This window comes from Peribacillus sp. FW305-BF15 (genome assembly GCF_058783805.1).
The window spans coordinates 38634-53640 of record NZ_JBYSYV010000020.1 but is presented as its reverse complement, the minus strand read 5'-3'; the positions used below and the strand labels follow the sequence as shown (position 1 = coordinate 53640).

14 protein-coding genes are annotated in these 15007 nt (G+C 37.2%); 4 read left to right on the top strand and 10 right to left on the bottom strand.

Going from position 1 to position 15007, the window contains the following annotated elements:
- Window positions 1-165: 165 nt before the first annotated feature.
- The 5 genes from phnX to AC3WLU_RS19690 all read right to left on the bottom strand — a co-directional run bounded on the left by phnX (window position 166) and on the right by AC3WLU_RS19690 (window position 5886).
- Window positions 166-996 (bottom strand): phosphonoacetaldehyde hydrolase, encoded by an 831-nt coding sequence (phnX, locus tag AC3WLU_RS19710; RefSeq protein ID WP_492597774.1) that lies wholly within the window; start codon window positions 994-996, stop codon window positions 166-168.
- A 70-nt stretch (window positions 997-1066) separates the two neighbouring features.
- Window positions 1067-1522, bottom strand: coding sequence for a hypothetical protein (locus AC3WLU_RS19705; protein WP_095394400.1), 456 nt, complete (start codon window positions 1520-1522; stop codon window positions 1067-1069).
- Between the two features lie 167 nt (window positions 1523-1689).
- Window positions 1690-3102 (bottom strand): amino acid permease, encoded by a 1413-nt coding sequence (locus AC3WLU_RS19700; protein ID WP_492597773.1) that lies wholly within the window; start codon window positions 3100-3102, stop codon window positions 1690-1692.
- Window positions 3103-3470: 368 nt separating this feature from the next.
- On the bottom strand, window positions 3471-4103 hold the full coding sequence (locus AC3WLU_RS19695) for a YitT family protein (protein WP_492597772.1): 633 nt from the start codon (window positions 4101-4103) through the stop codon (window positions 3471-3473).
- 364 nt (window positions 4104-4467) lie between these two features.
- Window positions 4468-5886, bottom strand: a complete 1419-nt coding sequence (locus AC3WLU_RS19690) for a sigma-54 interaction domain-containing protein (protein ID WP_413002731.1) — start codon at window positions 5884-5886, stop codon at window positions 4468-4470.
- A gap of 176 nt (window positions 5887-6062) precedes the next feature.
- Between AC3WLU_RS19690 and AC3WLU_RS19685 the strand changes: the two genes are divergently transcribed.
- Both AC3WLU_RS19685 and AC3WLU_RS19680 read left to right on the top strand, forming a co-directional pair.
- A complete protein-coding gene (locus AC3WLU_RS19685; protein WP_413002729.1) occupies window positions 6063-7262 on the top strand; it encodes an iron-containing alcohol dehydrogenase in 1200 nt (399 codons plus the stop codon).
- Window positions 7263-7549: 287 nt separating this feature from the next.
- Window positions 7550-8878 (top strand): MFS transporter, encoded by a 1329-nt coding sequence (locus AC3WLU_RS19680; RefSeq protein ID WP_492597771.1) that lies wholly within the window; start codon window positions 7550-7552, stop codon window positions 8876-8878.
- A 306-nt stretch (window positions 8879-9184) separates the two neighbouring features.
- Here the strand turns inward: AC3WLU_RS19680 and tatC are convergent, their stop codons facing one another.
- The 3 genes from tatC to phoD all read right to left on the bottom strand — a co-directional run bounded on the left by tatC (window position 9185) and on the right by phoD (window position 12060).
- A complete protein-coding gene (gene tatC, locus AC3WLU_RS19675; RefSeq protein ID WP_413002802.1) occupies window positions 9185-9886 on the bottom strand; it encodes a twin-arginine translocase subunit TatC in 702 nt (233 codons plus the stop codon).
- Window positions 9887-10034: 148 nt separating this feature from the next.
- Window positions 10035-10247: a twin-arginine translocase TatA/TatE family subunit gene (locus tag AC3WLU_RS19670; RefSeq protein ID WP_034312740.1), complete on the bottom strand. Its 213-nt coding sequence runs from the start codon at window positions 10245-10247 to the stop codon at window positions 10035-10037.
- Window positions 10248-10317: 70 nt separating this feature from the next.
- Window positions 10318-12060: an alkaline phosphatase PhoD gene (phoD, locus tag AC3WLU_RS19665; protein WP_413002725.1), complete on the bottom strand. Its 1743-nt coding sequence runs from the start codon at window positions 12058-12060 to the stop codon at window positions 10318-10320.
- 541 nt (window positions 12061-12601) lie between these two features.
- On the opposite strand from phoD, the gene AC3WLU_RS19660 reads away from it, so the two are divergent.
- Complete coding sequence (locus tag AC3WLU_RS19660) at window positions 12602-12769, top strand: aspartyl-phosphate phosphatase Spo0E family protein (RefSeq protein WP_082352106.1); 168 nt, start codon at window positions 12602-12604, stop codon at window positions 12767-12769.
- A gap of 218 nt (window positions 12770-12987) precedes the next feature.
- Window positions 12988-13251, top strand: coding sequence for a DnaA N-terminal domain-containing protein (locus AC3WLU_RS19655; protein WP_440438269.1), 264 nt, complete (start codon window positions 12988-12990; stop codon window positions 13249-13251).
- 176 nt (window positions 13252-13427) lie between these two features.
- On the opposite strand, the gene AC3WLU_RS19650 is transcribed toward AC3WLU_RS19655, so the two are convergent.
- Both AC3WLU_RS19650 and AC3WLU_RS19645 read right to left on the bottom strand, forming a co-directional pair.
- Window positions 13428-13784: a hypothetical protein gene (locus AC3WLU_RS19650; RefSeq protein ID WP_492597770.1), complete on the bottom strand. Its 357-nt coding sequence runs from the start codon at window positions 13782-13784 to the stop codon at window positions 13428-13430.
- Between the two features lie 24 nt (window positions 13785-13808).
- A complete protein-coding gene (locus AC3WLU_RS19645) occupies window positions 13809-14393 on the bottom strand; it encodes a hypothetical protein (RefSeq protein ID WP_283917930.1) in 585 nt (194 codons plus the stop codon).
- Between the last annotated feature and the right edge of the window lie 614 nt (window positions 14394-15007).

Below are 15007 nucleotides of genomic sequence, written 5' to 3'. Positions count from 1 at the left end.
CTCCTTAATTAAATTTATTTCTGATAATGACGTTGCGACGTCCGTACCAGTTATAGATGTATAATACTACCATTATGCGTAACAGTCAATAAATAATTTGAATATTTAGAATTAATTTAAAGTCTCTGTCAAGCATAGGCACTAACACATGTATTTGACTCTTTTTTAACCAATAAATATATCCTTTTTTTCAGTCAATCTGTAGTTGATTCTATCGATGATCTCCAATAAATCACCTATTTCATCAATTACGAAATCGGCACCTGCATTCAAAAAACGGTTTTCTGCAGTCTTCATCCGTTTTTGCAGATCATAAGGGTCCATTTCACTGATTTCTGCTTCTGAAAGTCCGATTTCACTGCCGCCTTTCAATACGGCAACAGTCCACATTCCCGCAGAAATTCCTTCTTTGATATCACTGATCGTATCACCCACTTTAACGATTTTGCTGAGTGGATACACTTGGAGATTCATCGCCGTCTTAAAGCACATCCAAGGAGCAGGCCTACCTGTAGGCACTTCGGTGGACGCAACGATGGAATCGGGTTGATAGCCCCATTTTTCCGCCTCTTCTTTAACAACATCAATCATTTCACGAGTATACCCCGTTGTCGAACCGATTTTTATTCCTTGCTGCCTTAAACGGCTGACTAATTCAATTACGCCGGGTATTGGCTTGGCATTATCCTTTAGAACTTTAAAAAGCAAAGCCTCAAAGTCTTTATATAATGAATTTAGATCTCTTTCGTCCGGTTCTTTCCCGAATTTAGCACTCCACAAATTAGAGATTCGTTTCATTTTCAGGAGTTCCATAATATGATCCATTTTCAATAAACCCATAGGTTCCCTTGCTTCCTTAATGGTAATATCTATCCCCCTTATCCTGAATATCTCGACAAATGCTTGGACCGGTGCAAAACAACCATAATCCACCGTCGTTCCTGCCCAATCGAATATCACTGCTTGAACCTCTTTGCATTCATTTGCCCTTTCCAATCTATGCTCCCCTCCTCATCTTACCTCCTCCAAAATCACCAAACTTGCTAAACCAGGGTATAAAGAGAATTCAATTAACTTCTTCCAAAAATAACTGTAAATCTTCCTTTGTAGCTTCAGAGAGTCGTTTAATCTTTTCAAGGTCCTTTTCCGGATTCCCTGACTCCCCAATTAATGGGTAAAGGTTTTTCTCAATCCTTTCATACCAATCCGGGTATTCATCTTCCACTTGCTTTTCTATCGAATCCCAAATAGAACTCATATCTTTTCCCATTTCTTGAATTCTCTCTGGATCCGCTTCCGCACTTAATTCTGATTCCAATTCTTTTATGGATTGAATCACATCGCCGACACCTTTTTTAATGACCTCCGGATTTTGGGTTTCACCCGTATTTGATTCCGGATTTTCATTCATGATTGGACTTTTTTCCTGTTGAGCCTCGTCCGGTTCAGCTGAATTGCCGCAGCCTGACAGCAATATGGCCCCAAGGACAACTCCACTGGTTATTACACGGAAACCATTCAATATAACCCCTCCTTCATGATTTAAAAGACAGATGGCACCAAGCACTTATTGGCACAATTCTCTTTTTCTATTGGAATCATATTCTAGCTGATTAGTGAATTGAAGAATTTTGTCTGAGGAATTCCATAGAAGTAACCTTAAATTAAACCAATGGTGTAGAGCCAAAGCTAAAACTTTTCAGAATTAGGGGAACCAGAAGCAATATTTAATTCATTCTCCAAATACTTCGCTTTTTTTCGCCGAATGAAAAAGAATGAACAAATAACGATCAAGCTAAATAGCATGGTAAATATGAACTGCGGACGCTGCGAATCGATAAAAGCCATTAATATTAACACGGAAATCATGGAAATGATGGTTGCATAAGTCAAATACGGGAATAACCACATCTTGATCTTGAATATTCCAGGATTCTCCTTCTCCATTCTCTTCCTTAATCGGAGATGGGAAACCGCAATGGCCAGATAAACAAGAATTCCGACTCCGCCCGAGGAATTCACTAAAAAGAAAAAGATTTTATCAGGTGAAACATAACTGAAAATGGTGCTGATAAAGGCAAATATAGTAGAGCCGACTACAGCAAATATAGGGACACCGTTCTTGCTCACTTTAGAAAATAGCTTTGGGGCGTCACCCTTTTGTGCAAGTGAAAATAACATGCGTGAACTCGTATATAATCCCGAATTCAAACAGGATAGCAATGCAATGAGAATCACTATATTCATGATCAGGGCAGCAGAAGGGATTCCCAGCATTTCAAGTACTGCGACAAATGGACTTTTCAGCAAAGAAGCCGAATTCCAAGGTAATAGCGTCACCAGTATGGCGATGGACCCGATATAGAAAATCAGGATTCGCCAAACCACACTATTCAATGCACTTCTAACTGATTTGACCGGATCACTGGTTTCACCCGCGGCAATCGCTGGTATCTCCACTCCAACAAATGCATGAAAAACGATTGCAACACCAACAAGCACAGAACTTAGACCATTTGGAATAAACCCGCCAAAGTTTAAAAGATTGGAAGTGCCAGGTGGTTTTATCGTTGGGATAAACCCAAATATCACGGCCACCCCCAGGCACAGGAATAGTATGATACTGATTATTTTAATGATTGAAAACCAGTATTCGAACTCACCAAACGATTTCACGGAAAAAATATTCGTCATTTTCAATAGGATGATCAATGATAGACTTATGACCCAGACGGGAACGGAAGGAAGCCAGCTGTGAATGATTGCTGCTCCAGCCGTTGCCTCCAAAGCAATTACGATAACCCAAAAGAACCAATATAACCAACCTGTTGTAAAACCGGCCCATTCACCTATCCCTTCTCTTGCATAAACCGCAAAAGATCCAGTATTGGGATTCACTGTAGCCATTTCCCCAAGCATCCTCATGACTAAAACAACGATCAAGCCTGCCAAAACATATGATAATATCGCCCCGGGGCCCGTTTGACCAATAATGATACCGCTTCCTACGAATAAACCAGCGCCTATGACACCACTCAAAGATATCATCGTTAAATGTCTTTGTTTCAGACCTGGTTTCAGTTCTTCCTGTTGATGTTTCATACCCTCCACCAACTTTCAATAATTTGGGGAATCAACTAAGATAATCGCTACTTGAATGTAAGGCAGGCTTTTCAGCTGCCTGTCCTTTACACTTTCACAAAGATAGTGGGAACTGGAAACATGGCATTTTCAAACAACACAGGGTATGACGCTATGAACTTAGGATTCTATATCACTAGTCCTCCTTCCTTAAGGCTATTTTGAAAAACGAAGCGAATCTAACATCATTACGTCATGATGTTAGTACCACTTTCTATGTGTATAATACACTCTGATTTTTTTAAAGTCAATTTAAAAATCAGAATATTTAGATAACAAAATGAACATTTTCATATAAAAAACAATGTCCATTAAGTCTGCAATTTTAGTTATTTTACTTCATTTACCTTTGGTGTTTCATCCAACACACTTTCCGTAGCTGACGTTACTGCCTTCTGCTTTCTATCCAGCATTTTCTTTAAAAGATATGAAAAAAGCAATGTAAAAGCAATTCCCTTAACAATCGATGCATAACCATAAACCAGAAGGCCCAATATCAGTACGATAAGATTAATAATCCTTATTGTCGCAGCAATATCTATTTTTTCATTTTTGTGATGTAAAATTAAGGCGAGCACGTCAAAGCCAACAGTGGAGGCATTTGCAGTTATACATAAATAATATCCTATCGCTATAAAAATCGACGAAATGAAAATCACTAAAACGATATTCATATCAAAATGAATGTTCAATGAATAAAAAAAATTAAAAAAAACCATATAGCTAAGGGAACTTACGATCGACTTAAAAAAGTACTCTTTCCCTAGAAACACGAAACAAACGATTAACAGTAATCCTGTAACCAAATTGGCGAGCATGGCAATGTTATAGCCCAATAATGCATTCAATAATAATGCCGAGCTAGTTACCCCGCCATTGATGATTTCATTGGGAACGATTAAATAAGCATAGGCAAAGGTCATGGAAATGTTTCCTGCGATAATTTTCAATAATTCCTTCATACATTCTCACCATCCTGTTCGATATTTTGATAATGCTCTCCCCCCTAAATATATATTTATACTTGAACGATAATAAGATTCGAACCTTTCACCTTTCGATATTTTTACTATTACGTTCTTATGTTTCTTTTGGAATGTCCAATTACCTATTTCATGTTGGAAATTAACATATGATATTATTAGTTTGTTTAAAATGATATGAGTGCATTAAAGGGGAACATAATTTGCTGGGGCATTATTATTCAGGAAAAAAACTCCTTCCATAACTATCCAATTTTATCGTATAGGGGTAAAAAATATAACTAGCGGTAAAAACTTTGGGTGCATATCGTCTATTAGGCTTCATTTATAGATTTCATTTGCCTCAATTCTGAATCCCAAGACGTTTCATTCTCCTAATTAGATTTGCATGGTCAATTTCGAGTTTAATAGCTGCTTTTCGAATGCTTGGTGAGGATTTTAAGGCTTCTAAGATTATCTGAGCTTCAAATTGATTCATTGCTTCCTTTAAGTTACGGTGACTTGAGGGGGATATATGATATTCCTCATATTCGGTATCGCTCTCTAATTTCCAATTATCCCTAATATGTTCAGGCAGGTCTCTAGGGAATATGGAAGGTACTGATGTTGATACCACCAAATACTCAATTATATTTTTCAGCTCACGAACATTTCCTGGCCAATGATAACTTTCCATAAGCTTTATAGTTTCAGGCATTATTTTTTTTATTAACCCGAACTGCTCACAAAGCATCATAAGGTAAAAATCAATAAGAGGTAAAATATCAGATTTCCGCTTTTGTAACGGTGGTATATCTAAATGGATGACATTAATCCGATACCATAAATCTTCTCTGAATTGCTTTTTATTAATAAGTTCCCTTAGGTCTTTATTGGTGGAACAAATTAATCGAAAGTTAAGAGGAATTGGTCTTGTATCACCTATTCGGGTAATAGCTTGATCTTGGAGAACGCGGAGCAATTTAGCTTGCATCATCAATGGAAGTTCCCCAATTTCATCTAATAAGATGGTACCCATATTCGCTTTTTCAAAAAATCCAGCCTTTCCACCTTTTTTAGCTCCTGTAAACGCTCCATTAGCAAATCCAAACAATTCCGACTCAAATAATTCAGATGGGATGGCTGCACAATTCACCTTAATGAAAGGGCCTTCTTTTTGTGGGCTGTATTGATGTATGTAATTAGCCAATACTTCTTTACCTGTCCCGGAGTCACCTGTAATGAGTACAGATGTTGGAAATCCAGCAATTTTTTTTGCCTTTTTTATAAGGGTCTGCATTTGCTGACTTTTATAAATTATTTGAGGATGATGTTTAATGTTGTGTTTTGCGTCAATTTCATTATCAAGTTCAATTTTTCTTGTTTGACTTTGTAAATGATTCAAATAAGTTATATCTCTTACACTCGTAACTATCATTTTTACCTTTTTCTTTGAGTTATCAAAGACTGGGGTAGCTGTTGCTACAAAATATTTACATTTATTGATTTTTTGCATGATAGTGGTAGTTTTCTTAGACTGTAATGCCATATACGCAGCTGATTCATCAAAATACTCCATTAATACTAAATCTCTAATATCCTTACCAATAACTTCATTACGATTTATCCCTGTCATTTCTTCATAAGCCTTATTAACTTCTATAGTGATTCCATCCTCATCAACCACATAAAGCCCGTCTGAGGAAAAGTCAATGATTGTACGCATTTGTTTATTGGTTGCCTCTAAATGTTTTATCTTTTCTAAAAGTTCCTTTTTTTCCATTTATCCGCCTCCTTTTGTAGTCATTTTATTACCAGGTTGGTGACAATTCAATACCATTATTTTAAGTGAAGTACCTTTTTTAACACAATTTTCACAACATTCAAACTTCGGCACGTTTCTTGCATTAGTATTTTATCAGTTAAACTCTTTAACAATATTAAGAAAAGGGTGATAAAATGGCTATACTTGATTTACCTCGGAATATTATGCTTGAAAATGGGGCCATTCATTATTTAGGAAAACAAATTAGATCAAAAGGAGGAAGAAAAGTTTTCATACTCATGGACTCTTTCTTGGCTAAACCTCCGTTGAACCTCCGTGAAAAGATAGGGGTTATCTTAACGAAAAGTGGTATAGAATACAAACTTTTCACTAATTTTTCAGGAGAACCGTCTACCAAACATGTTAAAGAGGCATTAACCCATTTCAATGATTTTCACGGGGATTGTGTACTCGGCATAGGAGGAGGCAGTGCCATTGATTTAGCAAAGGCATTATCAGTTTTCGGTAAATCGATGGATACTGAATGGAAGAGCATACCTAATTATCAAAAACTGGATCGACTCCCTCTTTTTGCGGTTCCTACAACATCTGGAACCGGATCTGAAGTTACTAAAATTATGGTTATCACTGATTTTGATACGAATATAAAAATGAATCCAAGTCACCCTGACCTTGTTCCAGATGTGGCAATTCTAGACCCGGAATTAACTTTAACCCTCCCCCCCAGTTTTACGGTCTATACAGGACTCGATGCTCTTTCACACGCTATTGAAGGACTTCTTTCGAACAGAGCGACAATCATGACCAAATTATTTTCTATTGAGGCTATAAAACTAATCGGAAAATCACTGCCAAAAGTCTTTGAAAATGGATCAGATATTGATTCAAGAAGAGAAATGATGTTGGCAAGTTGTTATGCAGGCATCGCTTTTTCAAATGCTTCAACAAATTTAGCCCACGCAGCAGGAAGAGCGTTAGGAGCGAGGTTCCACATTCCACATGGACTAAGCGTAGCCTTGCTGATGCCCTTTGTTATGGAATTCAGCCTAGATTCCTGCCAAGAACATTTTGCAGAAATAGCATTGGCACTTGGGGCCTCTCCCTCTCTAAGCAAAGAAAACCTTACTTTATTTGCTATTTCCTCGTTGGAAGAATTTAATGAAAAGTTCGGTGTTTGGCATGACGGACTTAAATATATAGACACCCAAAAATTAAATGCCGAAATTCCAACATTAGTTAATGATGCACTTTCAGGTAATGGAATAGCTACTAACAGAAGAGTTCCGACTGAGCAAGACATACGGAATGTTTTTCACTTATTAGCTGAAAAACTATCTAACCGAAATTCACAAGCTGTCTCTGAAATAAAGTAATACACCAAAATGAAAGCGCATACCAAACTGGCCAATTCTGAAAGTTTTAACAATTATTGAAGTGCCCAAACAAATCAAGGATAGATACATTCACTTTAAAACATTTTTAGAAAGCATTTTAAAAACAGTACAAAATTCATTTGTGGAGTTATTATCAGATACAGGTATATATCGATTAAATTGTCCCCCACTCGGATTATTTTTTTGAAATCCATTAGATACTTAATCGTACTCTTCTTCATATCCAACCAATTTTTTGAATTTATTAATTTTAGGGAGGAAAAGAGATGGAAATAAAAAAGGATAAAACGCTCTCACGTGTGGTGGGGGCAAGTCTCATTGGTTCTACTATTGAGTGGTATGACTTTTTCCTTTACGGTGTAGTCGCTGGAATAGTATTCAATAAGCTATACTTTCCTGCTGATGATCCGATCGTATCCACTTTGCTAGCCTATGCCACATTTGCTGTGGGGTTTATAGCCCGTCCGGTGGGAGGCTTGATTTTTGGTCATTTCGGAGACAAAATCGGTCGGAAAAGCATGTTGATAACCAGCTTAGGTATTATGGGAGGGAGTACTGTATTAATCGCCCTAGTACCCACTTATAACCAAATTGGCATATGGGCTCCTATCTGCTTGCTTATCTTAAGAATATTGCAAGGAATTGGACTTGGCGGTGAATGGGGCGGTGCTGTACTAATGACTTTTGAACATGCACCATTAAAAAAGAGGGGGCTATATGCGAGTCTGCCACAAATTGGATTATCAATTGGCTTGCTTTTGTCTTCTGGTGTTGTGGGAGTACTTTCTTCCACTTTATCTGATAGTCAGTTCATGTCTTGGGGATGGCGAACAGCTTTTGCGCTTAGCTCGATATTGATATTCCTTGGTTTATGGATTCGGCTTAATGTTTCGGAATCACCTGAGTTTAAAAAAGTGAAGGAAAGTAACGTAGAATCTAACATGCCAATAAAGGACATGTGGAAAAATAATACCGGTAATGTCCTGGCTGGCATGGGTGCAAGATATATAGACGGCGTGTTTTTTAATATTATGGGTGTATTTTCAATTACCTATTTAACAAACTCTCTTGATTTATCACGTACTGAAGCATTACTCGGTGTGTCCGCTGCAGCATTTGTCATGTGTTTTTTCATTCCTATCTTCGGTCATGTATCTGACCGATTTGGAAGAACTCGAACCTATTTAATTGGCAGTCTTGTTACAGGATTTTCTGCCCTTCCTGCTTTTTGGATAATGTCGAATAGTAATGGCAGCACCCTTGTAATCTGGATGGCACTCATCATTCCTCTAGGAATCTTTTATTCGTCAGTTTATGGGCCAGAAGCTGCATTATTTGCAGAGCTATTCAATGCTCCAGTCAGGTACACAGGAATGTCTTTCGTATATCAATTTTCCGGAATTTTCGCTAGTGGTTTGACACCTATCATTGCCACTGCATTATTAGGTTATAATAATGGATCTCCCATTTTACTTAGCTTGTATGTCGTTTTTGCTGGTTTAGTGAGTGCAATATCGGTTTGGTGGATTGGTAACAATAAACGTAAAACTTCCCCAAATATAAGGTCAGAAGCCATGATAAAAAAGGATAATTGATCAAGTTATTCCTATCGAGTACTTTTCAGAAATAACAAAGTTAATTGGAGAGGAAAGTGTGAGACTCCTGACGGATAAGCACTACTAGGGAGCCACCAGGAGACTCCCGTAACTCCTGCGGAAAGCGAGTCTTTGAACAAAAACCTATATCCAAATTGTCGAAACCAAAAAATACTGTAGACAAACTCGATTTTCATCCAGTTTGTCTACAGTCTAGTCTGAGTAGTGGGGATTATACCCCTCTACTTTTTTATACCCCATTATTTCCCAAGAAATGTTACTTTCAATAGGCTGTGATTATCCTTTTCATGTCACGGATAATGCTGACTCATCTTTCATAAGCCTTTTACGATAAACCATATTGGACAGCTGTACACTCACTTCATAAAGCACAAGTAAAGGGACGATAACCAAAATGTCCGAAATTATATCTGGAGGTGTAATCAGGATTGAGATGATGACCAGGACGAAATAAGAAATCTTGCGAGACTTTTTCAACACCGCTGGATTGATGATGCCTAATCTGGTCAGGAACATGACCACAAGCGGCATCTCGAATAAAATCCCGAAAGGTAAGATCAAATTAATCATGAAACGAAAATACTTTTCCGCAGTGAACATCATCTCGAACTGCCCGGCCGATAGGGAAGTTAGGAAACCCAGAACTATTGGAAACAACACAAAATATCCAAATGAGATACCTGTGATAAATAGAATGAACAGTCCGGGTATGAAGCGAAATGTAACCTTTCTCTCTTCCGGTTTCAAAGCTGGAGCCACAAAGCGCCATAACTGATAGGCTGCAAGCGGAATCGTTGCAGCTATTGCGCAAACCCCAGCAATAATCATATATACCCATAGGATCTCACTCGGCCCGAGCACGGCAAGCTTTCCTTCCAAATCTTTAATAAGTAAATTATAAATATCCTGTACGAATATGAAGCTCATTATGAAAAAGGCCACAAAGCCTATCAGTGTTTTAATGATTCTGCTTCGGAGTTCCTCCATATGCTCAATAACGTGTAAATCCTTACTCTCCACTTTCACTCCCCCTTTTTAGACATATTATTTGCCATTTTGCAAATAGCGCTTCCTCTCTAACCCTTCTCATGAAAAGAAGCAGGCGAGTCTTTCCGCCCGCTCTATCTCATTTACTTCATCCCTCTTTTTTAACAGCTCTTAATGCAGCTTTATTCTCATTTTCTTCTTCTTTTTCTGTATCATTCACCAATCCTTTGGTTGCACTTTTGAATTCGGATAATGTCCGGCCAAATGCACGGCCTATTTCCGGCAGTTTGGACGGTCCAAAAATAATCAGTGCAATCACAAGGACAATCACCAAACCGGGTATTCCTATATTTGAAAGCATTCCTACTCACTCCTCTGTTCTTCTCATTTTTCTTCGCTACATTCCTGTCAAACATCATAAGGATTCCCTATCAATTAGTCACTTTCCCCTGACTTTTCATTCTTTGTTTTTCATGTGCGCGATTATGGGCACGTGTCCGATCCTCCTCGACTTCGTTCGTTTTATGTACACCTTCCATAACCGCTGCTGATGCAACCTTTCGCAGCCCTGTTTGATCCTTATCAAAAACAAAGGATGCTCTTGTCGATATATCCGCACCTGGTTCTGTCACGAATGGGACTACACGGTAATCCGCCTTCCATTGTTCTGGTGTTACTTTGCACCGGACATATCCCCTGTAATCATTAAAGAACTTTATATGCGGATTCTGACTTAGTATTTTATCCGTGTCCGCACGCTTATCCGCACCATTTCCGCCAGATGTGATCGAAGTGCCGACAAACTCCACTCCGAAAATCTTTGAATTTGGATCATCGAAATCCGCCTTTAAATTGGCGGCCCAGCTTGCATGTACATCACCGGTCAATACGACCAGATTTTCCAGGTTGTTGCTTTTGATTACATCAATTAAGCGATCGCGTGCAGCCGGGTAACCATCCCAGGAATCCATGCTGAATTTTGGGGCGGTTGGTGTTCCATAATTCCGTTGTGCAAAGAAAATCTGCTGAGGCAGAACATTCCACTTCGTTTTTGATTTTGATAGATTGTCAGTTAGCCACTGTTCCTGCTCTGGACCTAGTAATGTGCGTTTCGGATCAAGTGACTCAGGCGTTTGCGGTGAACTTCCATCACCGTTTGCCTGATCATCCCGGTATTGACGCGAATCCAATACAAAGAAAGAGGCCAGGTCGCCATATGTGAAATTTCGGTATAACCTCATATCCGCTCCCTTAGGCAAAGATGATTTGCGAAGGGGCATATGCTCATAGTAAGCCTGATAAGCGGCGGCCCTTCTCTTGATGAAAGCTTCTACCGATTGCCCTTTTTCCGGGATGACATTTGCATAATTGTTTTCAACTTCATGATCATCCCAAGTCACGACCCATGGGAAAGCTGCGTGTGCCGCTTTTAAATGGGTATCAGAGCGATATTGTGCGTATCTATTCCGATAATCTTCAAGTGTAATGATCTCTGGTCCACTATGTACACGGACATTACCTGTAGAAGAAACATATTCATTTGGTCCATATTCATATATATAATCGCCAAGGTGGAAGACAATATCCAGATCTTCCTTTGCCAAATGTTTATAGGCCGTATAATAACCATGCTCAAATTGCTGGCATGAAACAAACGCGAATGACAAGCTCGAAACACTTGAACCTATTGGCGGAAGTGTTTTCGTTTTCCCAGTCTGACTTACTTCCCCGCCGCTTTTAAAACGGTAAAAATAGACTTTATCAGGTTTTAACCCGCTTACTTCCACATGTACGGAGTGGCCAAGTTCCGGCCTGGCTATTTCCTTGCCTTGCTGGACAATCTTTCTGAAATTCTCATCCTTTGCCACTTCCCATTTAACCGAAATGGCTTCTTTTGGCATTCCTCCTCCATTCAACGGATCCGGTGCCAACCTTGTCCATAAAACGACACTGTCCGAGAGCGGATCTCCTGAAGCTACACCGAGAGTAAATGGATAATCACTGAATTTCGGGGCAGCATTCACTTCAATCCCGCCCATTGATTGGGCAAGGGCAAGACCTAATGAAAGTCCGGCAAGCTTACTCGCTCCCTGGATAAAATTTCGGCGGTCCATATTCTTACCTAATTCGCTCCAATTCTTAATTAAATCATCCATTGCTCTTTCATTATTCATTGATCTTTCCCTCCTATTATTTGAATCTGGTTCAAGTATAGAAGGCCATTTTTAAAGGTGTATGAAGATGTGTAAATCAATAAATCAATAAATTAGGAATTTTTAGGCAGGTCTTATGATACCCATTGAATACAAAAAGAGTTTTAATTCACTCATTCATTTACATAGCCCTACAAACTTTTACATATAACGACAGTCTTTCAGCCTAGTTCTCTTAACGAATCATTTATTTAATCGTTACAAATAACTTCCAAGGGCTATTTTTACAATAAACATTTAAAACTATAAAAGCCTAAAGAAGCCAGCGAAATAATGGAATAAAAGAAAGATCTACATCACTTGGTTGAATCCCACCGCAGTAAGGAAACCTGAATTCAAAGGAAGGTTTAGAAATCATCATAGTTTTCTAAAATCGGACATTAATGCTTCAACAATAATTTTATAAGTGAATACTCACTTTTGTTTAAAAACATCCTAATTTATGTAATAATAGTTTCATAACAAAAAAAAGAAAGCACTTGAGGATTCTACATTGGAGAGTATGGAAGCATTATTTGAAAAAATTGAGATATTGAGGAAAGAACTAATAACCACCGGATTGATTTATGGATTTACTGCCCCAAAAACATTACATAAAAGCCAGGAACTAGATGAACTGTTGAATTTACTTACAAATGAAAAAGAACCAAATGATTTAGAATATGTCTAAAAAGAGGTATGAACTAATACTTCATGGATCTTTCTTGGACATAGAAAGATAACCAGACATCAAGGGGGACGTACAATGGATAGTAATGATAAATCTAAAGATTTTTTAATGCAGGAGTTACTAAAGCTAAAACTTTCACTAAGACATGAATTAAATCGTGTCACTCAATAATAGATCATTTAAACCCGGATCAAGAGGCTGTACCTCCGTTAAAAGATGTGTCAATACATAATGAATTGTTGGACGATAAAGATATATTCTCCCTTGTTAAAGTACCAATTCAGAAAAAGATCTCTAAACCGAGCTATGAGACTTGGATGAAAGATGTGTACTTTTCTTCTATTGAAAGTGACCAAATGACATTAGTTGCACCTAATGTATTCGCTCGAGATTGGCTTGAGGAAAGGTACGCAGAATTAATTAAATTCTTGCTGAAGAGTATCAATAGAAAAGATTCTACGATTCGATTTATTACGAAATAAGAACTCTTAACCAACCAAACGAAGAAGCTATAAAGGCTCCTTCGTTCGTTATAAGAAAATAATAAAGTACATGTTATGTGCCTAAAGCTTTAGTCTGAGATAATATGAAGTAAATAGGCAGCCAACTGGCTGTTTTTTCGTCCGGAATTTCCCCAATTTCATAAGTTTAGCGTTTTCTAAGCATTCATTTTCCTATATCTTACGATCATATCAACGATTGTCAATAATAAAACAAACCATAACATAGGATTATTCAAAGAGATTCCTACAGTAGATTTTCCGCCCATTACCGTTAATAATCCTATTAGCACTAACAAATAAAAAATAAATACTGCTTCTCCAATTAATGCATTTTCACAATCTTTTTCAGTCTTTCGATTAATGACAATATAGACAACCGCTAATGAGATCATTCCAATTGTCAGTGCAGTTTTAGGAATGTCTCTGAGAACGAGATGAGGGAAATAATCAAAAATCATAAGAAAAGAAAATAATAAAAAGATACCTATTCTCAATAATATTTTCAAATTCATCTTATTCCCCATTTCCTCGATTTATTATTTCCCAAACCAGTAATTGCATTGGAAATATTGAACTGATTTAGGTGATGTGTAATTACTTTTGCCATAATGAACCACTGTCGCATGATAATTTCTTTTCTTTTCTGCAGTGCTATATGAACTTGATACCCAAGAACCCACGTAAGTTGGACTAATTTTGGACCAGCTATTTAACTTTACAAAAAGCCAATTAGCGAATACACTATCTGTCAGTTTTTTAGGAATCTTTTTCATCATATATGCAAAAATTAGATTTTTGGCTTCATTTACACCGGTATTTTTGTAGGTTCTATAAATAGGAGCTATTTCAGTTATTGTTGATCCACCTGAAATAGGTCCATATGCAGTTATACCACCTGAGTTAAGTGTATTAATACTCATAACTTCATTATATAGATTTTCAATCTCTTGCTCCGTTAAAATTGTATTACTTATTATTTCTAGTTCATTAAAAGAATAGGCATGTTCGTTTACCTCTTGTTGTGTCGATGTCTCGTTGCTAACTTCTATACTTGCAAAGGAAGGAGCTACAAAACTAAATAAAATAATCAACGATAATGAAAAGGCAAATATATTTTTCATAATATTCTATTCCCCTTCTAGTAGATTTTTTCTTAACATTTTTCCTACATTTAAGAAATAAATTCTCTCATAGAAGATGCTGTTTATGGAGTGATCTAAGTAGAGGCTGAAGGCTGAGGCGGGAACAATTCCGATTTCTATATCTGTTTTTAAAATCCTCTCCTTTCCATGTTTAGGTATTATCTACTACTTTATATTAACATTAGTATGAAAATATAACTAGATTTATTTTATTTTTATAAAAATATATATAAAAAAAGGGTCTGATGAATCATTATCCAAATTATCGTTACCTCTTTTAGAAGCTGTGGGATTTTATGACTTCATTCAAACTTGGAATATGTCTCAGGCAAGATTTTTTCGAAAGAAGTAGTTTTTATGTTCGGTCAATTCTTTGACTGGTTCACATAGACGTCGTAAAAGATACTATTTATTATGTCATCTAATAATTTTTAAAAGTCTCATTTCCTCATACATTTAAATGCTTTTATAATATTTGTTAAGCAATATCAAAATAATATATTATATTAATTTTTTATGATTGTAATTCCACTTATTGCTTTTGAATTAAACGATTGGTTCGTTCATTCAATAAGAAAAAGAGCCGTTGTAGC

Bases quoted from the DNA above. Each gene is read 5' to 3' on its own strand.
- AC3WLU_RS19700 (WP_492597773.1), bottom strand. From the start codon at position 3,102: ATGAAACATCAACAGGAAGAACTGAAACCAGGTCTGAAACAAAGACAT.
- AC3WLU_RS19695 (WP_492597772.1), bottom strand. From the start codon at position 4,103: ATGAAGGAATTATTGAAAATTATCGCAGGAAACATTTCCATGACCTTT.
- AC3WLU_RS19690 (WP_413002731.1), bottom strand. From the start codon at position 5,886: ATGGAAAAAAAGGAACTTTTAGAAAAGATAAAACATTTAGAGGCAACC.
- AC3WLU_RS19685 (WP_413002729.1), top strand. From the start codon at position 6,063: ATGGCTATACTTGATTTACCTCGGAATATTATGCTTGAAAATGGGGCC.
- AC3WLU_RS19680 (WP_492597771.1), top strand. From the start codon at position 7,550: ATGGAAATAAAAAAGGATAAAACGCTCTCACGTGTGGTGGGGGCAAGT.
- tatC (WP_413002802.1), bottom strand. From the start codon at position 9,886: ATGGAGGAACTCCGAAGCAGAATCATTAAAACACTGATAGGCTTTGTG.
- AC3WLU_RS19670 (WP_034312740.1), bottom strand. From the start codon at position 10,247: ATGCTTTCAAATATAGGAATACCCGGTTTGGTGATTGTCCTTGTGATT.
- phoD (WP_413002725.1), bottom strand. From the start codon at position 12,060: ATGAATAATGAAAGAGCAATGGATGATTTAATTAAGAATTGGAGCGAA.
- AC3WLU_RS19660 (WP_082352106.1), top strand. From the start codon at position 12,602: ATGGAAGCATTATTTGAAAAAATTGAGATATTGAGGAAAGAACTAATA.
- AC3WLU_RS19650 (WP_492597770.1), bottom strand. From the start codon at position 13,784: ATGAATTTGAAAATATTATTGAGAATAGGTATCTTTTTATTATTTTCT.
- AC3WLU_RS19645 (WP_283917930.1), bottom strand. From the start codon at position 14,393: ATGAAAAATATATTTGCCTTTTCATTATCGTTGATTATTTTATTTAGT.